The sequence below is a fragment of the Bacillus sp. FSL E2-8887 genome, from assembly GCF_038007205.1.
Lineage (GTDB): Bacteria > Bacillota > Bacilli > Bacillales > Bacillaceae_G > Bacillus_A > Bacillus_A mycoides.
The window spans coordinates 2,566,649-2,589,577 of the sequence record NZ_JBBOWS010000001.1 but is presented as its reverse complement, the minus strand read 5'-3'; the positions used below and the strand labels follow the sequence as shown (position 1 = coordinate 2,589,577).

23 protein-coding genes and 1 pseudogene are annotated in these 22,929 nt (G+C 34.6%); 19 read left to right on the top strand and 5 right to left on the bottom strand.

Going from position 1 to position 22,929, the window contains the following annotated elements:
• Positions 1-5 precede the first annotated feature (5 nt).
• From aroA to NSQ08_RS13030, 9 genes and pseudogenes are all read left to right on the top strand, one after another.
• Positions 6-1,295 carry a 3-phosphoshikimate 1-carboxyvinyltransferase gene (gene aroA / locus NSQ08_RS13070; protein WP_340775500.1) on the top strand — a complete coding sequence of 430 codons (1,290 nt, stop codon included), beginning with the start codon at positions 6-8 and terminating at the stop codon, positions 1,293-1,295.
• Positions 1,296-1,312: 17 nt separating this feature from the next.
• Positions 1,313-1,819, top strand: a complete 507-nt coding sequence (locus NSQ08_RS13065; RefSeq protein ID WP_002142244.1) for a SpoIIAA family protein — start codon at positions 1,313-1,315, stop codon at positions 1,817-1,819.
• A gap of 288 nt (positions 1,820-2,107) precedes the next feature.
• Positions 2,108-3,271, top strand: a complete 1,164-nt coding sequence (locus tag NSQ08_RS13060; protein ID WP_002142242.1) for a GNAT family N-acetyltransferase — start codon at positions 2,108-2,110, stop codon at positions 3,269-3,271.
• A 110-nt stretch (positions 3,272-3,381) separates the two neighbouring features.
• On the top strand, positions 3,382-3,837 hold the full coding sequence (locus NSQ08_RS13055; RefSeq protein WP_215589795.1) for an NUDIX domain-containing protein: 456 nt from the start codon (positions 3,382-3,384) through the stop codon (positions 3,835-3,837).
• 126 nt (positions 3,838-3,963) lie between these two features.
• Positions 3,964-4,530 (top strand): TetR/AcrR family transcriptional regulator, encoded by a 567-nt coding sequence (locus NSQ08_RS13050; protein WP_002013443.1) that lies wholly within the window; start codon positions 3,964-3,966, stop codon positions 4,528-4,530.
• A gap of 252 nt (positions 4,531-4,782) precedes the next feature.
• Positions 4,783-7,899: an MMPL family transporter gene (locus NSQ08_RS13045; RefSeq protein ID WP_340775490.1), complete on the top strand. Its 3,117-nt coding sequence runs from the start codon at positions 4,783-4,785 to the stop codon at positions 7,897-7,899.
• Positions 7,900-8,351: 452 nt separating this feature from the next.
• Positions 8,352-8,831: pseudogene (locus tag NSQ08_RS13040) on the top strand (tyrosine-type recombinase/integrase); the annotation flags it as partial.
• Positions 8,825-9,517, top strand: coding sequence for a hypothetical protein (locus tag NSQ08_RS13035; RefSeq protein ID WP_033709213.1), 693 nt, complete (start codon positions 8,825-8,827; stop codon positions 9,515-9,517). The pseudogene NSQ08_RS13040 and the gene NSQ08_RS13035, both read left to right, overlap by 7 nt.
• Positions 9,518-9,645: 128 nt before the next feature.
• The gene (locus NSQ08_RS13030; RefSeq protein WP_002032771.1) at positions 9,646-9,864 is read left to right on the top strand and encodes a hypothetical protein; all 219 of its coding nucleotides are present in this window, start codon (positions 9,646-9,648) and stop codon (positions 9,862-9,864) included.
• 455 nt (positions 9,865-10,319) lie between these two features.
• Here NSQ08_RS13030 and NSQ08_RS13025 read toward each other — a convergent pair whose 3' ends face one another.
• The 3 genes from NSQ08_RS13025 to NSQ08_RS13015 are packed head-to-tail and all read right to left on the bottom strand — an operon-like array spanning position 10,320 to position 11,232.
• The gene (locus NSQ08_RS13025; protein ID WP_002032773.1) at positions 10,320-10,544 is read right to left on the bottom strand and encodes a hypothetical protein; all 225 of its coding nucleotides are present in this window, start codon (positions 10,542-10,544) and stop codon (positions 10,320-10,322) included.
• 22 nt (positions 10,545-10,566) lie between these two features.
• Positions 10,567-10,923 (bottom strand): DUF6572 domain-containing protein, encoded by a 357-nt coding sequence (locus NSQ08_RS13020; protein WP_340775482.1) that lies wholly within the window; start codon positions 10,921-10,923, stop codon positions 10,567-10,569.
• Between the two features lie 12 nt (positions 10,924-10,935).
• Entirely contained in the window at positions 10,936-11,232 is a 297-nt protein-coding gene (locus NSQ08_RS13015) for a hypothetical protein (protein WP_033702155.1), read from the bottom strand.
• A gap of 526 nt (positions 11,233-11,758) precedes the next feature.
• Between NSQ08_RS13015 and NSQ08_RS13010 the strand changes: the two genes are divergently transcribed.
• The 4 genes from NSQ08_RS13010 to NSQ08_RS12995 all read left to right on the top strand — a co-directional run bounded on the left by NSQ08_RS13010 (position 11,759) and on the right by NSQ08_RS12995 (position 16,312).
• Positions 11,759-13,384 (top strand): ABC-F family ATP-binding cassette domain-containing protein, encoded by a 1,626-nt coding sequence (locus NSQ08_RS13010; RefSeq protein ID WP_002032778.1) that lies wholly within the window; start codon positions 11,759-11,761, stop codon positions 13,382-13,384.
• A 161-nt stretch (positions 13,385-13,545) separates the two neighbouring features.
• Positions 13,546-13,704: a hypothetical protein gene (locus tag NSQ08_RS13005; RefSeq protein ID WP_002032780.1), complete on the top strand. Its 159-nt coding sequence runs from the start codon at positions 13,546-13,548 to the stop codon at positions 13,702-13,704.
• Between the two features lie 83 nt (positions 13,705-13,787).
• The gene (locus tag NSQ08_RS13000; RefSeq protein ID WP_002032782.1) at positions 13,788-13,955 is read left to right on the top strand and encodes a hypothetical protein; all 168 of its coding nucleotides are present in this window, start codon (positions 13,788-13,790) and stop codon (positions 13,953-13,955) included.
• A gap of 383 nt (positions 13,956-14,338) precedes the next feature.
• On the top strand, positions 14,339-16,312 hold the full coding sequence (locus tag NSQ08_RS12995; protein ID WP_033709215.1) for an LTA synthase family protein: 1,974 nt from the start codon (positions 14,339-14,341) through the stop codon (positions 16,310-16,312).
• Between the two features lie 47 nt (positions 16,313-16,359).
• Here the strand turns inward: NSQ08_RS12995 and NSQ08_RS12990 are convergent, their stop codons facing one another.
• Positions 16,360-17,808 carry a DHA2 family efflux MFS transporter permease subunit gene (locus NSQ08_RS12990; protein ID WP_340775466.1) on the bottom strand — a complete coding sequence of 483 codons (1,449 nt, stop codon included), beginning with the start codon at positions 17,806-17,808 and terminating at the stop codon, positions 16,360-16,362.
• Between the two features lie 173 nt (positions 17,809-17,981).
• Here NSQ08_RS12990 and NSQ08_RS12985 point away from each other — a divergent pair, with 173 nt between their 5' ends.
• Positions 17,982-18,527: a TetR/AcrR family transcriptional regulator gene (locus NSQ08_RS12985; protein WP_340775463.1), complete on the top strand. Its 546-nt coding sequence runs from the start codon at positions 17,982-17,984 to the stop codon at positions 18,525-18,527.
• A gap of 118 nt (positions 18,528-18,645) precedes the next feature.
• Entirely contained in the window at positions 18,646-19,071 is a 426-nt protein-coding gene (locus tag NSQ08_RS12980; RefSeq protein ID WP_002032758.1) for a WapI family immunity protein, read from the top strand.
• A gap of 42 nt (positions 19,072-19,113) precedes the next feature.
• Here the strand turns inward: NSQ08_RS12980 and NSQ08_RS12975 are convergent, their stop codons facing one another.
• Positions 19,114-19,941 carry a peptidoglycan-N-acetylglucosamine deacetylase gene (locus NSQ08_RS12975; protein ID WP_340775460.1) on the bottom strand — a complete coding sequence of 276 codons (828 nt, stop codon included), beginning with the start codon at positions 19,939-19,941 and terminating at the stop codon, positions 19,114-19,116.
• Positions 19,942-20,159: 218 nt separating this feature from the next.
• Here NSQ08_RS12975 and NSQ08_RS12970 point away from each other — a divergent pair, with 218 nt between their 5' ends.
• The 4 genes from NSQ08_RS12970 to NSQ08_RS12955 all read left to right on the top strand — a co-directional run bounded on the left by NSQ08_RS12970 (position 20,160) and on the right by NSQ08_RS12955 (position 22,925).
• Positions 20,160-20,816, top strand: coding sequence for a hypothetical protein (locus NSQ08_RS12970; RefSeq protein WP_061674126.1), 657 nt, complete (start codon positions 20,160-20,162; stop codon positions 20,814-20,816).
• Positions 20,817-20,964: 148 nt separating this feature from the next.
• Positions 20,965-21,648 carry a DNA alkylation repair protein gene (locus NSQ08_RS12965; RefSeq protein WP_159146792.1) on the top strand — a complete coding sequence of 228 codons (684 nt, stop codon included), beginning with the start codon at positions 20,965-20,967 and terminating at the stop codon, positions 21,646-21,648.
• A 14-nt stretch (positions 21,649-21,662) separates the two neighbouring features.
• Positions 21,663-22,364 carry a nucleotidyltransferase domain-containing protein gene (locus NSQ08_RS12960; RefSeq protein ID WP_033709808.1) on the top strand — a complete coding sequence of 234 codons (702 nt, stop codon included), beginning with the start codon at positions 21,663-21,665 and terminating at the stop codon, positions 22,362-22,364.
• Positions 22,365-22,379: 15 nt separating this feature from the next.
• Positions 22,380-22,925 (top strand): GNAT family N-acetyltransferase, encoded by a 546-nt coding sequence (locus tag NSQ08_RS12955; RefSeq protein WP_002032749.1) that lies wholly within the window; start codon positions 22,380-22,382, stop codon positions 22,923-22,925.
• Positions 22,926-22,929: the final 4 nt, after the last annotated feature.

The following is a 22,929-nucleotide window of genomic DNA, read 5'->3' as shown; positions in this document are numbered from 1 at the left end:
ACAACGTGAAAGAAAAAACAGTACAAACTGTAAATAACGGATTGAATGGTACAATTACAATCCCTGGAGATAAATCAATTTCCCATCGCGCTGTCATGTTTGGCGCAATCGCGGAAGGTAAAACAACAATTAAAGGATTTCTTCCTGGTGCGGATTGTTTAAGTACTATTTCTTGTTTTAAAGAAATGGGAGTAGAGATTACACAAAATAGAGACGAAGTTACGGTAATTGGAACAGGATTAGAAGGTTTACAAGAGCCAAAAGCTGTATTAGATGTTGGTAATTCTGGTACAACGATTCGATTAATGTCAGGAATACTTGCAAACACACCATTCTTTTCTTGCGTGCAAGGTGATGCTTCAATTGCGAAGAGACCGATGCAACGTGTAACAAATCCACTAAAGCAAATGGGTGCAAAAATTGATGGCCGAAAAGAAGGAACGTTTACGCCGCTCACAATACGAGGCGGGAATTTAAAGGCGATTGAATATACTTCACCGGTAGCAAGTGCACAAGTGAAATCAGCTATTTTACTTGCAGGCCTTCGCGCAGGAGGTGTAACAACTGTTACAGAACCTCATATTTCCCGCGATCATACAGAAAGAATGCTTGAGGCGTTTGGCGTTACAGTAACTCGCGTGGGGAAAACAGTGAAACTAGCAGGAGGACAGAAGTTAACCGCAACAGATGTTCAAGTGCCAGGTGATGTATCATCAGCGGCATTTTTCTTAGTAGCAGGTGCAATTGTTCCAAATAGTAAACTACTATTACAAAATGTGGGAATGAATCCGACTCGTACAGGTATTATTGATGTTCTTGAGAAAATGGGCGCTACGTTTACTGTAGAGCAGATTAACGAAGGAGCATCAGAACCTGCTGCAAATATTACAATTGAAACATCGCCGCTGAAAGGAATCGAAATCGGTGGAGATATCATTCCACGACTGATTGATGAAATCCCAATTATCGCTTTAGCGGCAACACAAGCAGATGGAATTACAGTCATTAAAGATGCACACGAGCTAAAAGTGAAAGAAACGAATCGTATCGATACAGTCGTTGCGGAACTAACGAAACTAGGAGCTCGTATTGAAGCGACCGACGACGGAATGATTATTTACGGTAAATGTAAGCTAAAAGGAAATACAGTACATAGTCACGGTGATCACCGCATTGGAATGATGCTTGCGATTGCCGGTTGTATAGCTGAAGGAGAAACAACGATTGAAGATGCAGAAGCAGTAGGTGTATCGTATCCTACATTTTTTGAAGAACTGCAAACGTTAGCTAAATAAAGTGATGAGAAGCAGATATGCAATGTATCTGCTTTTTTATGTTGGCTTTTTTCGTAAATAATGTTGCTTTATTGCGTAAGAATTTTATCCTTATTGATTTTATGAGATTTTTACGCATAATTGTAACTAAGGGAGATGGTTCCAAGTTGAGTAAACAGAATATCAGCACAACAGTTTCAGGGGATTTAATTGTTACCCATCTAATTGGCAAGATTAATACAGCTGATGTTTATGAATGGTTTAATGGCTTCGAGCAGGTTTGTCAGCAATTCATTTCCGAGGGTCGGAAATACAAATTGTTGGTGGATAGAAAAGGATACACGCCAGATCATTTTTCTGTTCAAAAAGCATGGAAAGATAAGTTCTTCAATGAAACCATTTTGAATCACAGTAAGGCAATTGCGTTTCTCCTTGAAGAAGGGGAAACAATGAATTATTTACAACAATCCAATACAAAAGAATCCGTAAAATTTTTCGATGATTATGAACAAGCATTAATTTGGTTGAATGAATATCCAATATAAACCTTTATTGAACCAGTTTCTCTCAATCAACTGGTTTTTTTATGTCCGTAATGTTGCCGTTGTCATAAGTTTCATCACTTTCAATGGTACCTCTTAGCTTCGCAAACCCAAGAGAACGCAAGGCTTTTAATATTCTTATGCCGCCAATAGAAAGCAGTTGAAAAGAGCCTTTATGTTAGAGTGTTTCTAAATCGATATCTTTTGTTGAAACATCCTCGTAATTTCACTTACCGAACTATAATAGTTTGAATTATGATATAATTCAAACGAGGAATGGAGGAGAAATATATGAACGTTATACAATTAAAAGAAGATAAGTTTAGAGAAGCATTACGTTTATCAGAATATGCTTTTCAATATAAAGCAAATGAAGAATGGATAGAGCAGAAAATTGCAAGAATGAAGGAAAGCCATCAAATATACGGTATTATGGAAGGAGAAGAGTTAGCTGCAAAGTTGCACTTAATTCCTTTTCATATTTACATAGGAAAAGAAAAGTTTAAAATGGGCGGCGTTGCGGGGGTAGCGACGTATCCGGAATATAGAAGAAGTGGATATGTAAAAGAGTTACTTCAGCATTCACTGCAAACTATGAAAAGAGATGGATATAGTGTATCGATGTTACATCCATTTGCCGTTTCATTTTATCGTAAATACGGCTGGGAACTTTGTGCGAATCGAATCGTATGTCAGATGACAAAGAGCGATTTAATAATTAAAAAACAAGTGAATGGTACAGTGAAACGTTTTAGTAAAGATAATCATCCAGAAGAAGTAGAGAATCTATATGAAACATTTGCAGAACGATTTTCTGGTATGTTAGTTCGCGGACGTAAATGGTGGCTACAAGCGGTGTATCATGATTTAACATTGGCAGTTTACTATGATGAAAATAAAACGGCGGCTGGTTACATTTTATACAAAATAGAGAATTCTAAAATGAAAGTAGAAGAATTTGTCCCATTACATAATGAAGCAAGAATTGGTCTTTGGAACTTCATCTGCCAACATGATTCTATGATTAAAGATCTAGAAATGATACTAAGTGAGACAGAACCACTTCTTTACACATTACAAGAACCACGAGTAAAAGCAGAAGTAACTCCATATTTCATGGGAAGAATTGTAGATGTAGAACAGTTTTTCAAACAATATGAATGGAACTGGAACAACGAAGAGCAAGAAGTAATTTTACATATTACAGATTCATTTGCACCGTGGAATAACGTAACGGTTCAACTTAAAAATAACGAAATAACAATCGTTAAAGAAGAAACAGCAAAAGAAAATGGAATTCAAATCGATATTAATGCGTTATCTACTATTATGTTTGGTTACAAGCGACCGCTAGAATTAAATGAAATAGACTTAATAAGCGGTAGCGAAGAGGAGATACGTGCATTTGAGAATGTAGTGCCGGTGCGTAAGCCGTTTATTTATGATTTCTTTTAATTAATGTCATGTGCTATGTATGAGTAACAAAGTACTATAATGATAAACTTTTTATTATAGTACTTTTCTATTTAATAGAGTGGAATCATTGTTTTAGGAGGAAAAGTAAAATGATTAGGCAAGCCGTAGGTGCGGTCGTATTCCAACACAGTGAATTTTTATTGGTACATAAGGTGAAAATTAGCGACATAGATGGAGAATATGCTATGTCAAAGGGGGAATGGGATTTTCCTAAAGGTGGAGTGAAACATACAGATAATGATTTAGAGAGTGCTATGTTGAGAGAGCTGGAAGAAGAAACTGGATCTACAAAGTTTAAAGTTATAAAGCAATTTGAAGATAAAATTTGCTTTGGCTTTCCTGAAGAACTCAAAATGAAAATTGGATATGAAGAGCAAGAAACTACTATGTTTTATGTAGAATATATAGGTGACAGAATAGATTTACATCCAAAAGATAATGAAATAAGTCAAGTTCAATTTTTTAAGATACAAGATGTATTGAGGGTTTTAAGTCATGATGATACAAAGAAATTTTTTGATGGGATAACGCAAAAAATGTATTAATATCTTAATTGAGTGTGTTATTTGATAAATGTTTCAATAGCGTATTTACACACTTGACTTTTAATTCATGTAATTTATAATTAAAAACGGAATGAATTTTCATTCCTGGAAATTGAGGTGAGAAAAATGGCTAAAAATAAACAAGAAGACATTTTTGATGCTGCTATAAAACTTTTCGCAGAGCGTGGTTACGATGGTACGACAATTCCGATGATCGCTGAAAAAGCAAATGTCGGCGCTGGTACTATTTATCGCTATTTTGAAAATAAAGAGGCACTCGTTAACTCATTATTTTCAAAAAGCATGCTACAGCTATCTGAAACAATAAAGACTGATTTTCCTGTTGAAGCAAATATTCGAGAACAGTTTAGTCATACGTATAACCGTTTATTTGAATTTGCGAGAAACAATGTGGATGCTTTTCTTTTTACAAATTCTCACTGTGATAGTTATTTTCTTGATGAACAGAGTAAGAAAATATTTGACGATTTTATAGGCTTCTTTATGAATATTATTGAAGATGGAATCGAAAAAGGTTTTCTTCGTCCATTGCCTATAATTGCTTTAATTATTATTGTATATCAACCACTTGAAAAATTAATAAAAGTAATGGCGACAGGGCAGTTAGAATACTCAAAAGAATTAGTAAAAGAATTGGAAGAAAGCTCTTGGAATGCTATTAGAATCATTTGATTCTATAGCCTTATAAGGACAGGAATGAACATTCATTCCTAAATAAATATAAAAAACGATTACAGGAGTTGATATAACTGCACAATTTAAGGAATGAATATTCATTCCGTGGGTAGTGATTTGATAAAATTGAAAAATAATTTAATAGGATAATAGGAATGAACGTTCATTCCTAAATGATATTTTCAAAAATAGGGAATGAATATTCATTCCCTATGCACCATGAAACTCTAATAACAGGAGATGATTCAAATGAGCAAGCTAAAAAGTTGGAGAAGTTTATCTTTTCTATTATGGATAGTTATTACTATTGCAATGATCGTAACGATGCCTAATATGGATCAGTTAGTGAAGGAAAAAGGGCAAATCACGATTCCTAATACAGAACAAAGCAGTATTGCTGACAAGATGATAAAGGAGATGGATAAAGAAGGGGCTGAAAAGTATGAAATTATAGCTGTCTTTAATAGTGGAAGTAAGAAGGCTTTAACAAATGAGCAAAAAGAGGAAATAACGAAAACGATCAATGCCCTGCAAAATGAAAAAGAGCAATTAGGAATTAAGGAAGTCGTTTCACATTTAGATAATAAAGAACTGCAGAAACAATTAGTTTCTAAAGATAATACGACTATTTTAACGCAAATATCGGTAGATAAAAAACATGGTAAAATGTCAAAAATTGCAAATAATCTTCATAAAAAAGTGCAAACGAAAGGAGTTACAACGTACTTAACAGGAAGTGATTTAATAGCGGGTGATTTTCTTACATCCTCTCAAGAGGGCGTGAAAAAGACAGAAGTTATTTCGATCATTTTCATTCTTGTAGTATTAATCATTGTATTCCGTTCACCAGTTGTTCCGATTATTTCTCTTCTTACAGTTGGTGTTTCGTATTTAATTTCAATGGGGATTATTGCCCATCTTGTAGATCAATTTAATTTTCCGTTTTCAAACTTTACGCAAGTGTTTGTAGTAGTCGTCCTGTTTGGAGTGGGAACAGACTATAACATTTTATTATATACAAGATTTAAAGAAGAATTAAGTAAACAAGAAAATGCATTTTTGGCTACGAAAGAAACGTTTAAATCGGCAGGTAAAACCGTTTTATATAGCGGGATAGCAGTACTAATTGGCTTTGCATCTCTTGCTTTAGCGAGTTTTAAATTATATCAATCTACTTCAGCGGTAGCAATTGGTGTCGCAGTACTACTACTCGTATTAACTACTTTAAATCCATTTTTCATGGTGCTTTTAGGAAAAGGAATGTTTTATCCAGTTAAAACATTTAAAGGTCATGAGGATAGTCGCTTATGGGGATTCTTTGCAAAAAATTCAGTAGCAAGACCATTTATCGCTTTAATTATCGTATTCGTGATATCGATTCCATTCGTATTAAAATATTCTAACACGCTTAATTACAATGATTTATTTGAAGTGGATAATAAATATGAATCAAAAATGGGGATTAACGTAATAGAAGAGCATTTTCCGCCTGGTTTTTCTTCACCAAGTACGTTAGTCATTCAATCGGATAAAAAGTTAGATGAGGCAACTTCTTTACAAACTTTAGATGAACTTACTGATAAAATCTCGAAAGTTAAAGGAGTCTCAGAAGTATATTCACCGACGCGTCCAACTGGAGATAAGATTAAAGAATTATATATAAATAAACAAGCCGGAGAATTGAATACAGGCTTAGGCGATGCAAATGGTGGCATAAAAGAAATTAATGAAGGATTAACTGATGCGAAAGATAAAATGGGTAGTAATGACTCAAATAGTCTTGCAAATGTTCAAAAATTAATTGATGGAACAAATGAAGCGAAAAATGGCGTATCAGCCTTAGGGACAGCTTTAAATCAATTATCGAATGGAATAAACAATGGAGCACAAGGAGCGAAGCAAATAGAGGATGGGCTAGCATCATTAAACGGAAATATCAATGCCCTGTCAAATGCAACTTCGCAGCTTCATGCTGGTTATGCTCAGTTAGAAAAAGGTTTAAGTTCGTACGATCAATATTTCGGAAGTATTTCTCAAGCGATTGATGGTGCGAAAAAAGGATATGAACAAATTGAAACGTTAATGAACAATTTCATTCAAACAAAACCAGAATTAGCAAATGATCCTAATGTGCAGCAAACATTAGGAATTGCTAAAGAAGCTCAAAAACAATTAACTGGACTTTCAAAAGAATTAAATCAATTGGCGGTGCAGCATAAAGCAGCGATGAATTCATTTAAAGAAGCGAATCAATCGTTACTGAAAGTAGATAACGGTTTAAAAGAAATGAACAATGGAGTTACCAAGTTACAAAAAGGGGCTGCTGAGCTGAACAAAGGATTGAGCGAAGGGGCTACAGGTTCAAAACAAATTGCGAACAAATCGGCTGACTTACAATCTGGATTAACGAAAATAAACGATGGGCAAGGACAGTTATTAACTGGACTGAAAGATTTACAAGAAAAGATGGGGCAATTGCAATCAGGTTTATCTAAAAGTACAGAGGGTTTAGGAAAAGTAAGTAACGGTCTAGGTGACGCTCAAAAATATTTAGGAGAGCTAAATGAGTCGAAAAGCTCTGAGAAATTTTATATTCCGAAAGAAGTTTTAGAAGGAGAAGATTTCCAAAAAGCATTGAATACGTACATGTCACATGATAGAAAGACTGCTAAAATGACAATTATTTTAGACGTAAACCCGTATTCAAAAGAAGCGATGCCTATCATTCAAGAAATTAATAAAACGATAGATGGTACGTTAAAGGGAACAGAACTAAATGGTGCGAAAAAAGCAATTGGCGGGACAACAGCTAGAAACGTTGATTTAAAAGAAGTAACCGGGCAAGATTTCCTACGTACTGCTACGATTATGTTATTAGGGATTTCGCTTGTATTAATCGTGATTACACGCTCATTCTTAAACTCAATCTTTATTATTGGGTCCTTAATTTTAGCGTACTTTGCATCACTTGGTATAAGTGAACAAATTAGTGCACATGTATTAAACGTAGAGTCATTAAGCTGGAATGTTCCATTCTTTAGCTTCATTATGATTGTCGCTTTAGGAGTGGATTATAGCATCTTCGTTATGATGCGATACAATGAGCTAGAAGGGGATTCAGTAACGAAAATTGTAAATGCATCTCGTCACATAGGAGGAGTCGTATTATCAGCGGCACTTATTTTGGGAGGGACATTTGCAGCGTTAATTCCTTCAGGAGTATTGACACTTATACAAGTAGCATCCGTTGTTGGTGTTGCTCTTTTACTATTAGCTTTAATTGTAATGCCGATATTGTTACCTGCTTTAATAGGATTGACGAGTAAATTGAAGAGTTATAAAGAGAAAATAATAAATACGAAATAAGAAAAACCTGTAGGGAATGTTTTCTCTACAGGTTTTTTGTATATAAAATATGAAATGAAAAAATGATTCAATGTATTACAGAATGAGTAGCGAATAGGGATATTAGAAAGAGGTCGATGATATACAAAAAATAGCTAGGGGAATGGATAAAAACTATTCGATTTCGTTGTAGAAAGCTAATCAACCGTTGCTATTCATCCAGCTTCTACTATATAATAGCTATAGTCTACAATAATTGAGTCGTAATATGCGATTTTTTAAGACAATCGGTGAGAAAACGCTGAAATAAGCGGTATTAGTAGGAGGACACAAATGATTACAGTAAGTAACGTTAGTTTGCGTTTCGCGGATCGCAAATTATTTGACTCCTCTATAAAACCTATATAAATCCAGTTATAACAACCCCTAGTTTGCGGTTCTGCTTTATTGAATCGTAAACTGGGGGTTTTTTAATGGTTAAAAAAAGTAAAACGAAAAGAAATTTCAGATTGTCTATGGAAGAATTAGATGTTCTCGGAGAATTGGAAGCAGCTGAGGAATATATCGAGAGTTGGGAGGAGGCTTTTGAACTTTTTCACAAAGCGGGCATTTTAAAAGGATTGAGGGAAGCGACTTTATTTCACTATCAAGCCCAATTGAAATCACTTTTAAGGTCATTACCTGTTGGAATTAAGCCATACGAGGTAACGAAAGAACATATAGAGGATGCTATTGTATTCTGTAAAGTAAAAAGAAATTTGCAGCCATCAACAATCAACATTGTAATAAGGGCAAATAAAACATTTTTTAAATTTCTATTTGAGAACAAACACATCCCCATAAATCCAATAAAAGATATTAAAAAATTAAAAACTCGTACAAAAGAGGTTGAAGTTCTTACGCCAAAACAGCTTAAAACTTTACTTTCTAAGGTAGAATGCGAAGTGTGGTCGATTATATCGAAGGGTTAGACGTATGTAACGACTGTATGGCGCTTATAGGTAGTGGCGTGAGAGTACAACGGGCTACGGATATAGAGAATGGTAATACGGTACAAGAGGCACGTATAGGCTCAAAGATACTTTACATTACAGAGTGTTCTGAATGCGGTGTAAGATTAAATTCGAAGATTACTAAACGATGTAGCACTTGTAAAAAGGAATTTATTAGGGTGCATGGTCAGAATAGACGGGCAAGAATTAAAGCATTGCCACACACATTAACGGTTAAAGAAAAATTAGAAATTATGGCACGCGGTTGCTTTGTAACTGGCGAGAAGGATATCGATAAACTAGCACTAGACCACCTTGTCCCGATTGTATGGGGATGGGGTGGTACAACAAAGGCGAATTGTATAGCGTTGCGTCGTGATTTAAACGCTAGTAAACACGCGTCAAACGTATTTGAGTGGCTAAAACGTGAAGATATCCGAGCAATAGCAGATATGGAGCGAGTACACGACGAACTAGAGTTAAAGGCGCAACAAAACGGCATCACATACGAAGATTTAGAGATAGATATGTATTGGTACGAAGCGAATAAAAGAGAGGTCGAAGGTGTTAAGGTTGCGGAGAAAGAGCCTCAATTGCAATTTACAGCCGAAGGACTGGCACTTTTAAAGGATGTTGCAAAACAATGATAAAAGAAACTATTAATCTATCAATATCGGCGCTATTATTGTACTTGAATAGGCGCTACATTATGTCTTGATGGCGCTTCGTATGATACGCGGTACACATAGGCTCATTTAATGCGCTGAAAATCGGAATGAATCCGAAGGAGGTAGCGCAGACACTAGACAGAAACGCAGAACGAGCGGTAAAAATTCAAATGAGGGATGTAGAAACGGGTGGAAACATCGAGGTATTAGAGTACACGTATAACGCACCTGCGGCAACGGTGAGTGTAACATATAAGGACGGCGTTTTGTACACCGCAACGCATACAGGGACACAAAGGAAGGGAAATAATTACGGCGGAGCTTAAACAGGAGGCAGCATAGTGTGGCGTATAGTTTTTACAAGAAAGATCAGGAGCGCGCATTTGTAAAAATGTGTATTTATTAGAACGTGCATTCGTGTTGTGCGGAAAAATATAGACCTATATAATATTAATTGTAAAGCAATCGGCTCACCACTGGCGCAAGATATACGCAGCCATGCCGATAATATAAATCACCACAGGACGGCAATAGCCGTTATACAGAAAGGCGCAGGATTAACCACCCTAGCGCTTTTCATTTTATATGGATGTAATTAATTAGGGATACTGAGGAAAGAGAGGGGTTTACATGCTTCGAATTAAGATTAAGAAGGGGCGGAAACCGTCTATTATATTACTTACGCTGGCTTTATTCGCATTGTGGCTGCTGAATGTATCGGGTAACTTTTACATACAATTATTTTCGGCACTATTCGCCTTATCTGTCATAGCCGCACAGCTTACGGAAACGGCGTTACGCTGTCGAGATAAGAGAGTATAACGATAATAGGTAATAATAATAGTAATAAGTGATAGCGTGAGAGGGGCGATGTGTAATGGCATTGCCTCTTTTTTATGCGCATTTCTTCGTTAATATCCATTGTTTTAACATTTGCATGCGCCTTTTCTTCGATGTCTAGCAGTTGTGTACGCACTTCTTTCGCGAATAAAAAAAAGAGCGCCATTTATGCGCCCTGTTCCTCTTATTTAACTTAAAGAATCAATAGGTTTATGGTGGAACTCAAATCCATATCCAGATTCTCCTAATTGTTCACTTACAATGTTATAAAACTTTTTCCCATAAAAACTAGGTTCATTCTGCGAATACACTTGTATAATGAATTTTGTTCTTCCTATTGTACTGGGAACTTTTTCATGGATTTCATCACTTTCAATGAATCCTAAATATGTATTGATTTTGTCTTGTAGAAGTAAAATGTGCTCATCGTCAAGTTCTTCGCTTTTATTCCACTCTAAAGCATCAAAGATTGTTAAGTACACATTATCTTTATTATCCTCGTCTATTAAAACTAAATCGACTTGATCCGTATCATGTAATGCCATATAAAAGCCTCCTTATTCTTCTTTTCTTATTACATTTATTTTCGTTGGTGGAATCTCTTCTAAATGTTCAAATGGTGGTTTGTTCCTACTTTTAACAATTGCACCTGATTCCGCAATTTCGGGGAAGGCTTTTTTCTGATTTTTAGTAAGGGGTGCAGTAGGTGACGATTTTAACTCCACTAAGTCAATCTTACCATTTGCGTCCTTGCCTCCTATATCTATACGAGTGCGTACGCCCGATTTTGTTTGTACGGTTATTTGTTCATTCAATTCAGATTTAGGTTTTTGTTGTTTTATAACCTCGAACATTTTTACACGAGCACGCTATTGTTATATAAAATGACGTTTCTAGTGCGATTGGTCAGCCATTAGCCGAGTTAATCCCCGACAGTGTATTCGAATTGATACAAGCAGAAAACGAAGGCCTAAACGTAACGGGCCGCGGGATCGGTTGGACTGTTTAACGAAGCGTATAAGAAACGTATGAAATAAATAACGCAACTTGACGGAGATCCTACGGGGTTTCCATCTCTTTTTTGTATGCAACAGGAAACGTCGCCGAGAAATTACGTTGTTAGATACTTTAATGGTAGCAATTCTTGTGATTATATTGCTGGTGTTTAGCGTCTTAAATTATTAATGGATTTTAGAGGAGATTTTTAAATAATTCTTTAAAAAAAGTAATAAAACAACTTATATCATAATTATAAGTTGTAATGATAAGCATGTTCTAGTAGAATTGTTTACAGATGAAAATAAAGGAATCGTAAATTACGGATTTCTGTTAAAATTGGAGAAGGGTTGAGAAACCCTAGGTATTAATAGGAGGACACAAATGATTACAGTAAGTAACGTTAGTTTGCGTTTCGCAGATCGCAAATTATTTGAAGATGTTAACATAAAATTCACGCCAGGTAATTGCTACGGTTTAATTGGAGCAAACGGTGCTGGTAAATCAACATTTCTAAAGATTTTATCTGGAGAAATTGACCAATCAACAGGTGACATACATATTACGCCAGGTGAGCGTCTAGCAGTATTAAAACAGAATCACTTCGAATATGAAGAATTCCCTGCACTAGAAACAGTAATGATGGGTCACACACGTCTTTATAAAGTAATGCAAGAGAAAAATGCAATTTACATGAAAGAAGACTTTAGTGATGAAGATGGCATGCGTGCTGCAGAACTTGAAGGTGAGTTCGCTGAGCTAAACGGTTGGGAAGCTGAGTCAGAAGCTGCAATCCTTCTAAAAGGATTAGGTATTGGTGAAGATATTCATGATAAAAAGATGTCTGAATTAACAGGGGCAGAGAAAGTAAAAGTATTACTTGCTCAAGCTTTATTCGGTCAACCTGACATTCTATTACTAGATGAGCCTACCAACCATTTGGACTTAAAAGCGATTCAATGGTTAGAAAACTTCTTAATGAACTTTGAAAATACAGTTATCGTTGTATCCCATGACCGTCACTTCTTAAATAAAGTATGTACGCACATGGCTGACCTTGATTTCGGTAAAATTCAATTATACGTTGGTAACTATGACTTCTGGTATGAATCAAGCCAATTAGCATTAAAACTAACGCAAGATTCTAACAAGAAAAAAGAAGAAAAAGTAAAAGAGTTACAAAACTTTATTGCACGCTTTAGCTCAAATGCATCTAAAGCGAAACAGGCAACTTCTCGTAAAAAATTGTTAGATAAAATTACATTAGATGATATTAGACCATCATCACGTCGTTATCCGTTCGTTGGTTTCACACCAGAACGTGAAGTAGGAAATGACCTATTAACAGTTGAAGGTATTTCGAAAACGATTGATGGCGAAAAAATATTAGATAATGTGAACTTCACTTTAAATAAAGGTGATAAAGTTGCATTTATCGGACGTAACGATATTGCGATGACAACATTATTTAAAATTCTTATGGGTGAAATGGAGCCAGATAGCGGTTCATTCAAATGGGGTGTAACAACATCTCAAGCTCATTTCCCAAGAGATAACTCTGAGTACTTCGAGAACAGTGATTACACTTTAATTGATTGGTTACGTCAGTTCTCTCCACAAGATGAGTCAGAAAGTTTCTTACGTGGTTTCTTAGGCCGTATGCTATTCTCTGGTGAAGAAGTAAAGAAAAATGTTTCTGTTTTATCTGGAGGAGAAAAAGTTCGTTGTATGTTATCTAAAATGATGTTAAGCGGTGCAAACGTATTAACACTTGATGATCCGACGAACCATTTAGACCTTGAGTCTATTACAGCATTAAACAACGGTTTAATCACATTTAAAGGAACATTACTATTCACTTCTCATGACCATCAGTTCGTACAAACAATTGCAAACCGTATTATCGAAGTAACGCCAAACGGTGTAGTTGATAAGGTAGCAACGTATGATGAGTTCTTAGAAAGTCAAGAACTTCAAAAACAAGTTGATGCAATGTACAAAGGTCAATAATAAATGATTAAAACCCTCGCTTTCTTTTATGAGAGCGGGGGTTTTTTAAGTAAACAAATATTCGTTTTAATATAAAGTGGGGGGGAGGATTAAAATGAATAATTATTCAAAAATAACATTAGCGATGGTAAGAAATTTTTGAAACGTGGATAAACCCTGAAATGATGAAGAAATGGTTTTTTACATTGGAAGGGACGGATAAAGTAACGGGAAATACTCCTGAAGTAGGAGGGAGTTGGGAAACTATTGATCATCGTGGCGGAAAAGATTATGGAGTAATTGGGGAATATATCGAAATGAATCGTCCTAAAAAAAATTAGTATTTATATTAAAAACGCCGCAGTTTAGTGAATTATTAGATAAAATCACAGTTGAAATAAAAGAGAAACAACAAGGATTTAAAATGATATTTTCACAAAATATAATCGTTGCTCATGAAGAAGATTGGACAAAATATGATGTTGAAAAAGCTTTAAAGGGGTGTCAGGATGGCTCTGATCATGGTTGGAATGTAATATTCATGGGACTGAAAGAATTGGTTAAAAGAAGAGGGGATAGCTACAAAGGATGATAAACGGTAGTCGAAAAAGTGTAGTTTGAGCAAATTGCCCAAACTACATTTTTTATTTTATGAAATTGGGTAGTTTACATGAATGTACCAAAATTGGAGATAGGTTAGTTTGCAAATGAGGAAATAAAGGATTATAGTTTGTGGAGTCATAATTAGTGGATGAGCCTTGGGAGAAAACAGGAAATGTTACAAATGTGTTTTGTTAAATAGAAACCAAGGTCAAAATGTTTAAAAAGAAATAGTTGAATAAATAAAAGCTACAAATTATAATTACTAATATTCTTCATATAGTTAAACAAATAAAATCTATTTGAAGAAGAAAAATTGAATAGAGAGACAGACTTATATAAAATAAGCCTTGGATGATCAAAAGAGGTGGAGAGATGCAACAATTTTTATTGAAGAGTAAACGAGTATTAAGTAATCATTTTGGATTTTTCGTATTTGCTGTTATTTTACTTTGGTTAAAAACATATGCCGCATATGTGACAGAATTTAATTTAGGGATATCGAACACAATCCAAAAGTTCTTACTGTTTTTCAACCCGTTAAGCTCAGCAGTTCTATTTTTAGGGCTCGCATTATTCGCAAAAGGGAAACGAGCTTACATTTGGTTAATTATTATTAATTTGCTAATGTCTATACTTTTATACGCAAACGTAGTATATTATCGCTTTTTCAGCGACTTTATTACGTTCCCGACATTAACACAATCGAATAACTTTGGAGATTTAGGTGGTAGTATTTTTGCATTGCTACACTTATATGATCCACTATATTTCTTAGATACAATCATTTTAATTGTTTTAGTCGCAACGAAATTTGTAAATCCTAAACCAGTCCGTGTTGCGAAGCATAAATTATCTCTAGTATTTGTAGCAGGTATTTTATTATTTAGCGTTAACTTAGGTCTGGCAGAATCTGACCGTCCTGAATTGTTAACAAGAACATTTGACCGCAATTATATCGTGAAATATTTAGGGGCGTACAACTTTACGATTTATGATGGTATTCAAAGTGCGAAAGCATCAACAGAACGAGCATTAGCGGATGGAGATAATATGACAGAAGTTAGAAACTATCTTTCATCAACTTATGCAAGTCCAAACCCTGAGTATTTCGGTAAAGGAAAAGGAATGAACGTAATTTATATTCATTTAGAGTCATTCCAAAACTTTTTACTAAACTACAAGCTAAATGGTCAAGAGGTTACACCATTCTTAAACTCATTTACAAAAGATGCGAATACGTTATACTTTGATAACTTCTTCCATCAAACAGGACAGGGGAAAACATCTGATGCGGAGTTCATGTTAGAGAACTCAATGTTTGGATTACCACAAGGATCTGTTTTTACAAATAAAGCTCATAACACGTATCAATCAGCACCGGCTATTTTAGGACAACAAGGATACACATCAGCAGTGTTCCACGGTAACTACAAAACATTCTGGAACCGTGATGAAGTTTATAAATCATTTGGTTTTAATAAATTCTTTGATGCGTCATACTACGATATGAATGAAAAAGATGTAGTAAACTATGGCTTAAAAGATAAACCGTTCTTTAATGAATCAATTCCGTTATTACAAACGTTGAAACAACCGTTCTATACGAAGTTCATTACGTTATCGAACCATTTCCCTTATCCGATTGATAAAGCGGAAGCAACGATTGAACCAGCTAAAACAGGTGATTCATCAGTAGATACGTACTTCCAAACAGCACGCTATTTAGATGAATCTGTAAAAGGATTCATTGATTACTTGAAACAATCTGGTCTATACGATAACTCAATTATCGTTATGTACGGTGATCATTACGGTATTTCAGATAATCATAGTGCAGCAATGTCTCAAATAATGGGTAAAGAAATGAACGCATTTGAAAATGCTCAATTACAACGTGTACCATTAATCATTCGCGTACCAGGAATGGAAGGCGGCGTACAACATCAATACGGCGGAGAAATTGACGTTCTTCCAACGTTATTACACTTACTAGGTACAGATACGAAAAATTATGTCCAATTCGGATCAGATTTATTATCACCAGAGCATAAACAAGTCGTTCCGTTCCGTAACGGTAACTACGTAAGTCCAACAGTTACTGCACTTAACGGCAAATACTATGATACAGCGACTGGGAAACCTGTAGAATTTACAGATGAAATAAAACAAAATGAGCAAATGGTTCAAAAATCACTAAAATACTCCGACCAAGTTGTTAACGGTGACTTATTACGATTCTACACACCAGAAGGATTTACACCGGTAGAACCTTCTAAATATAACTATAACAATCGTGATAAAGATAAAACGAAGGTGAAGACGACAGAAGACGGGGAAACGAAATAAATAATAAAAAATCCTACTCGTATAGAAAACGAGTAGGATTTTTTGTTTTAAGATTTACTTTCGGATTTTTGGAGTGCTACTTTTTTAGGCATAAAACATGCAATAATCAAAGCTACAAAGGATAAGACTAACATAAATACGTAGGCATCACTTGAGCTGAAGATAGAAGCTAATTTCGTTACTTGCATAGTTGATATGCTTCCGTTCTCACTAGATAACTGTGAAGTATGTGAAGTGGATTGAATTGTATATACAGTGATAATGACTGCTGTTCCTATAGCACCTGCTAATTGACGTACGGTATTATTCACTGCGGAACCATGTGAACCCAGTTCTCTTGGTAAAGCGTTTAAACCTGCTGTATTTAAAGGCATCGAAATGAAACTTAGTCCAATGCGTAGAATAATGGTACGAACCATTAAATACATATAAGTGGTGGATTCGGTCAAATCAATTACACCCCACATCGATATAATGATACATATTAAACCTATAATAAAGAGTGGTTTTGCCCCATATTTATCAAACATTTTACCCGTGATAGGTGATAAGAATGCATTAATTACAGCTCCAGGTAATAGAAGTAAACCTGATTCAAAAGCAGTAAAACCTCGTCCGTTTTGCAAGTAAATCGGTAAAAGAATTAAATCAGCATACATAATCATCGTAATGAGTACGTTAATGACTGATGTAAGAGTGAAAATTTTATACTTAAATACGGATAAATTTAATAGTGGATCGCTAGACTTTATTTGACGTAAACAGAATAGGGTTGTAACAATTATTCCGATGATAATTGTAGTAATAACAACTGGATGATCCCATCCTTTACTTCCTGCACTACTAAATCCGAATATAATACAACCAAAGCCAATCGTTGATAAAATGACACTTACGATATCTAATTTTGCTTTTGTTGTCTCAGCAACATTCATTAAATATTTTAGCGCGAGAATAATAACGATTAATAAAAATGGAGCGAATCCAATAAATAACCATCTCCATGATACATATTCAATAATAAAGCCAGATAATGTTGGAGCGATGGCTGGCGCAAAAATTATGGCGAAACCGATGGTTCCCATAATACTTCCACGTTTTTCACTAGGGTATAAATATAAAATAACTGTCATCATTAGTGGCATAATAATTCCTGCTCCAACTGCTTGAATCATTCTTCCTGTTAACAAAATGCCAAAATTCATGGCGCATGCACAAAGAACAGTCCCGATAAACAAAGAGAGCATCGAGCAAATAAACAGTTGCCTTGTTGTAAATCGTTTCATTAAAAATGCAGTAATTGGCACTAGAACGCCATTTATGAGCATAAAGCCTGTTGATAGCCATTGTACGGTTGCAGCTGTAACATCAAATACTTCCATTAAATTACTCATCGCTACATTTAATAGCGTCTGATTTAATGTTGATAAAAAACAACCGGAAATGAGCACAATTAATATAATTTTTTTATTTCTTTCTGATATTTCCTTTTGCATTGGTAAACTCCTTCATTGTTGTCTTGATTTATCGACATTGTGTCGATAAAATTAATGGTAACAAAATAAATTTTCTTTGACCATGAACAGTTTTGTTGAAAATGTTCACTACTCGACATAGAAGGTATGCACTGTCGAGTAAGTAAAGAGAAAATCTATAAAGGAGTTTCAAAATGTCTACACCTAAAAAAGAAGATCCTCGTACAGTTCGTTCAAGAGAAATGTTTAAAAATGCTGTTTTTTCTCTCCTATGTGAGAATCCTAGTATTTCAAGTTTAGCGGTTCAGAAAGTCGCAACAAAAGCAGGATTAAACCGAACAACCTTTTACTTACATTATCAAGATATTCAAGATTTACTAGACCAAATCACGAATGAGATTTCAAATGAACTTTCAAATAAAATAGCTGATTTAATACATGCAAAAGATTTATCAGAAAAACAAAAGCTAACACAATTACTTGATTATTTATATATCCATCGAAATTATTTATTTATAGTATTTAAAATGAATCAATTTGAGGAGCAATTATTTTTATTTTTAAAAGAGTTAATAGAAACGAGAAGAGAGAATACGAAAAAGGATCTGCCTGATGATTATGTTGCGGTTGATATTAAAACAGCTTCATTGGTAGGTATTATCATGTGGTGGATAAGGAATGGACTTCACTTTAGTTCAGATTATATTGCAAATCAAATTTATTTTATGTATAAAGGGTAATAAATGCAAACAATTTATCCGTATTAAAAAAAGATTAAAATAACCTAGTATAATTTAAAGTATCGGGATTAATAAAAATTTATAAAACAAAAGATCCAGAGATAGAAGGGGGATATGCATGAATTTTCAAAATGAAAAAATATCATTACATTTAGAGGTTGTAAATTACCAATATGCAGATGCAAAAGACGAGTGTGATAGAAATTGGTTAAGAGTAAAAGCGAAACTATCAGAAGAAAATAAAGTTTTTGAAACGATGGATCCTTTTTTACAAACATACGATTTACAGTACATGATAAAATGGTTTGAATCTTTACCAAACCCTACATATAACGAACTAGATTTCATAGAACCAAATTTAGCGTTTGAATTTATGGGGGGAAAAGCAGGCGAGTTTAACATTGTTATTCGCTTATCGCTGGAACTTAACCCCACATGGTGTAAGGAAGAAGAATACGAATTTTCTATCGGTATAACTCAAGAGGATAGGGAGAATATTATTCGTTCTATTGAAGAGCAACAAAGGAAATTCCCAAAACGATAAAAAAAGACTTGATAACCTACAAGAGGGAATCAAGTCTTTTTATTAAATACGATTATCATGCCAGAAGTTTAATGGGAAGTGTTCGTTCTCATTATAGGCTTCTAATTCATATCCTCTTTCTTTCAGCCCTTTAATAATACCAGGTACTGCTTTAACTGATTGTGGATGAATATCATGCATTAGAATAACTTCTGTTGGGTTTGTAGCACCATGTAGAACGTTTTCTATGATTTTAGCAGATGCAGCGTCTACTTGCATTTTGTTGTATTTCCAGTCTAATGAATCAATTGTCCAATCCCAAACTTTTAAACCATTTTCAACAACTTTGTTGCGAAGAGCTTCATTTAACCCTGGCATTGAGCCGTAAGATGGACGAGTTAATACTGGAGATTTTCCTAGAACGCCAGCGATTAAGCCTTGGTCTTCTTTCATTTCATCAACGTAATGACCTTCTGTGTAAAGTTTCTTGTAGTTATGAGTCATACTGTGCATCCCAACATAGTGGCCTTCAGCATCTTCACGTTTTACAAGATCAGGGAAAGCTTTTACGTTTGAACCAATTAGGAAGAATGTTGCTTTTGCATTTTCACTCTTTAACATATCTAAAAGCTCAGCTGTGTATTTTCCAGGACCATCGTCAAATGTTAAGTAAGCGACTTTTCTAACTTGCCCGTTATAGTGCTTTGGAGCTTCTTTCGGAGCAAGGGACGTTTGAATTTCACTTACAAGTTGAACAGATTTCGCTTCATCCTCTGTACTTGCTAGAGCGATATGTGTTGATCCGTAAGCAGCTTCGTATGTAAATAATACCCCAGCGCAAATCAACAGAGCCCTTTTCACTAAAGTTGTCATCCGAATTCCATTGTGCATAATTTTCCTACTCTCTATAAAAGTTCTACTCTACTATATTAGCAATTTTAGAGGGGGAAATGCAAAAAAACTTTTTTACAAGCGCAAAAAAGTTTGTTAAAAAGTATGTAAGATTTCACTGTTTTGCAGGTTTGAAAAAATGAAACAAGAATTAAATGAATGGAACTGCATGTAAAATGGTTCATTCACGTTTTTTGTTTTAGAAAGGGAGGATAAGTATGAAAAAATTAGCTTGTTTACATGCTCATCATTCAAATATTGAATACATTGACCGAGCGTTGCAATTTTTTGAAATAGAAATACTCCATTTTGTAGATCCAATCTTATCACACAGACTAAAAATAGAACGAGAACAAGCACGAAATAATTTAAAAGATATTATAAAGTATATAGCTGAAAGTGATGTTGATACACTTTTAATAACTTGTACAGATTATATCACGTTATTAGATGAGAATTTCAAAATAGACATACCTATATTGAAAATTGATGAGCCATTCTTTGAAATGATTTGTCAGGTTGAAGAGCCACAGACAATACTATTTACAAATAACCGTACTGTTTCAGGAACGATGGAACGTTTAAGACTATACGCTCAGCAGAATAATAAATCCATACAAGTAAAAGTAGAAGTGATAGAAGGGATATTTGAGTTAATTATGCAAGGGCGTAAAGAAGAGCATGATGTTAAATTAGAAAAATATTTATATGAAATTATGAAAGATAGAAACGAAATGCTTTCAGTTGCACAATTATCTATGGTAGACGCTACTACAAGGGTAGAAAATATAATAGGAAGGAACATAATAAATCCGTTGAATGCGCTTGTGGAGTATTGTATACAGAGTGTGAATGAACAACCGTGTGAAAAATAAGGAAGAGGATGTTTGTTGTTTTAAAGAAAATCAATAAAAATTTCACATACCGTATTTAAAAAATAAATATAGGAAAACCAAAAAATAATGTAGAATATATCGTACATACATATATGAAGTGAACATAAAACATAAAAGAGGTGGGCATATGTTACTTGAAGAAGTAATGCAGCAACTAGAAGAGTATGGGACAGAACAAACTCGTAAGACGTATAAAAACCACGGAGCGAAAGAGCCGTTATTTGGAGTTAGTTTTGCAAATTTAAAATTGTTAAAAAAGAAGATAAAAAAAGATCATGATTTAGCAATTTCATTATGGGAAACAAAAAATATGGATGCAATGACTTTAGCAACGATGATTTTAGATCCGAAGAAACTAACGTCAGAACAACTAAATAGATGGGTTCAGGATGTTGATTACTATTGTTTAATGGACGTTCTTATGACAGCTATATGTACGTCACCAATCGCGATAGAAAGAATGGAAGAATGGACGAAGTCTGATGAAGAATGGATTGGAAGAGCTGGTTGGTCATTATTAGCGAATATAGCGATTAAAAATAAAACGTTACATGATGAATTCTTCACTCCGTATCTCGAAGAAATTAAAGCAAATATACATAATGAAAAAAATAGAAAAAAAGAAGCGATGAATAGTGCTTTAATCGCGATAGGAATTCGTAATGAAGACTTAGAGCGAAAAGCGATTGAAATTGCACGTGAAATTGGGAAAGTACAAGTTGATCACGGGGCAACGTCATGCAAAACACCAGACGCAGAACCGTATATAAAAAAAGCGAGAGAAAGAGCTGAAAAAAAGAAAGTAAAATAAGAAGGGGTAAGATTATGAAACCAATTGAAGCGGCACAAAGCATAATTACATCACAATTTTCGAATTGTGATGTTGCTTTACTAGGGGGAAGTGTGGCTAGAGGAGAGGCTACGAAAACATCTGACCTTGATATTGTAATATTCGACCAAAGTTTGTCATCTTGTTATAGAGAATCTTTCTATAGTAATGGCTGGCCTGTTGAAGTATTCGTACATAATTTTGAAACGTATAAAACCTTTTTTAAAAGTGATTGTGAGCGCGGGAGACCTTCATTACCTCAATTAGTTTCAGAAGGGATTGTGCTAAAAGGAAAAGATGAAATTGTAGAGACACTTAAAAGAGAAGCGAATGGTTTAATAAATAAAGGACCAAAAAAATGGTCAGAAGAAACGATGAAGCAGAAACGCTATTTTATTACGGATACCTTGGATGATTTCATTGGTGCAACAAAGAGAGAAGAAGAATTGTTCATCGCCAATTTATTAGCTGATTTAGTACATGAATATGTTTTAAGGGTAAATGGTCAATGGCTTGGAAATTCAAAATGGTTTATTAGAGTGTTAAGAAGGTATGACGAGCGATATGCAGAACATTTTGTAGCGGCTTTTGATCATTTTTATAAAACAGAGAAGAAAAATGAATTAATTAGTTTTATAGAAAATACGTTAGAGCAGTATGGAGGAAGAATGTTCGAAGGATTTTCTATAGGGAAATGAAAAGGGGATAGCAAAGTGAATGTACCATTCGTTCAATTAAGAGAACTGACAATAGATGATGTAGAAGGTCGATATCAATGGTCATTAGATACAGAAGTAACAAAGCATTTAGTTGTACCAGATCAATATCCACCGTTCACTCATGAAGATACGAGAAGGTGGATTGAAGCATGCATAAGTCGAAAGAATGGTTATGAACAACGAGCTATCGTTACAAAGGAAGGTATACACATTGGATGGGTAGACCTAAAAAACTTTGATAATACAAATAAAAATGCTGAACTAGGGATTGCAATTGGAAATAAAGAATATTGGGGTAAAGGATATGGAATGGCGGCCCTATACAGTATGTTACAAATCGGTTTTTCTGAATTCAAATTAGAAAAAATTTGGCTACGAGTAGACGAAGATAATTTACAAGCTAGAAAGAGTTATGAAAAAGCAGGATTTGTTTGTGAAGGAATAATGAGAAATGATCGGTTACGTAAAGGGAAGTTCATTCATCGTTATCGCTATAGTATGTTAAGAGAAGAATACCAATCTTTAAATAGTAGCTTATAAAAAT

Excerpts from the sequence above, each read along its gene's own strand:
- NSQ08_RS13020 (WP_340775482.1), bottom strand. The coding sequence starts at position 10,923 with ATGGCATTACATGATACGGATCAAGTCGATTTAGTTTTAATAGACGAG.
- NSQ08_RS12960 (WP_033709808.1), top strand. The coding sequence starts at position 21,663 with ATGAAACCAATTGAAGCGGCACAAAGCATAATTACATCACAATTTTCG.
- NSQ08_RS13000 (WP_002032782.1), top strand. The coding sequence starts at position 13,788 with ATGATATTTTCACAAAATATAATCGTTGCTCATGAAGAAGATTGGACA.
- NSQ08_RS13060 (WP_002142242.1), top strand. The coding sequence starts at position 2,108 with ATGAACGTTATACAATTAAAAGAAGATAAGTTTAGAGAAGCATTACGT.
- NSQ08_RS13005 (WP_002032780.1), top strand. The coding sequence starts at position 13,546 with ATGATGAAGAAATGGTTTTTTACATTGGAAGGGACGGATAAAGTAACG.
- NSQ08_RS13055 (WP_215589795.1), top strand. The coding sequence starts at position 3,382 with ATGATTAGGCAAGCCGTAGGTGCGGTCGTATTCCAACACAGTGAATTT.
- NSQ08_RS12965 (WP_159146792.1), top strand. The coding sequence starts at position 20,965 with ATGTTACTTGAAGAAGTAATGCAGCAACTAGAAGAGTATGGGACAGAA.
- NSQ08_RS12990 (WP_340775466.1), bottom strand. The coding sequence starts at position 17,808 with ATGCAAAAGGAAATATCAGAAAGAAATAAAAAAATTATATTAATTGTG.
- NSQ08_RS13015 (WP_033702155.1), bottom strand. The coding sequence starts at position 11,232 with ATGTTCGAGGTTATAAAACAACAAAAACCTAAATCTGAATTGAATGAA.
- NSQ08_RS12995 (WP_033709215.1), top strand. The coding sequence starts at position 14,339 with ATGCAACAATTTTTATTGAAGAGTAAACGAGTATTAAGTAATCATTTT.
- NSQ08_RS13050 (WP_002013443.1), top strand. The coding sequence starts at position 3,964 with ATGGCTAAAAATAAACAAGAAGACATTTTTGATGCTGCTATAAAACTT.
- NSQ08_RS13045 (WP_340775490.1), top strand. The coding sequence starts at position 4,783 with ATGAGCAAGCTAAAAAGTTGGAGAAGTTTATCTTTTCTATTATGGATA.
- NSQ08_RS12970 (WP_061674126.1), top strand. The coding sequence starts at position 20,160 with ATGAAAAAATTAGCTTGTTTACATGCTCATCATTCAAATATTGAATAC.
- NSQ08_RS13025 (WP_002032773.1), bottom strand. The coding sequence starts at position 10,544 with ATGGCGCTCTTTTTTTTATTCGCGAAAGAAGTGCGTACACAACTGCTA.
- NSQ08_RS12985 (WP_340775463.1), top strand. The coding sequence starts at position 17,982 with ATGTCTACACCTAAAAAAGAAGATCCTCGTACAGTTCGTTCAAGAGAA.
- NSQ08_RS13065 (WP_002142244.1), top strand. The coding sequence starts at position 1,313 with ATGCAATGTATCTGCTTTTTTATGTTGGCTTTTTTCGTAAATAATGTT.
- NSQ08_RS12980 (WP_002032758.1), top strand. The coding sequence starts at position 18,646 with ATGAATTTTCAAAATGAAAAAATATCATTACATTTAGAGGTTGTAAAT.
- NSQ08_RS13010 (WP_002032778.1), top strand. The coding sequence starts at position 11,759 with ATGATTACAGTAAGTAACGTTAGTTTGCGTTTCGCAGATCGCAAATTA.
- NSQ08_RS12975 (WP_340775460.1), bottom strand. The coding sequence starts at position 19,941 with ATGCACAATGGAATTCGGATGACAACTTTAGTGAAAAGGGCTCTGTTG.
- NSQ08_RS13030 (WP_002032771.1), top strand. The coding sequence starts at position 9,646 with ATGAATCCGAAGGAGGTAGCGCAGACACTAGACAGAAACGCAGAACGA.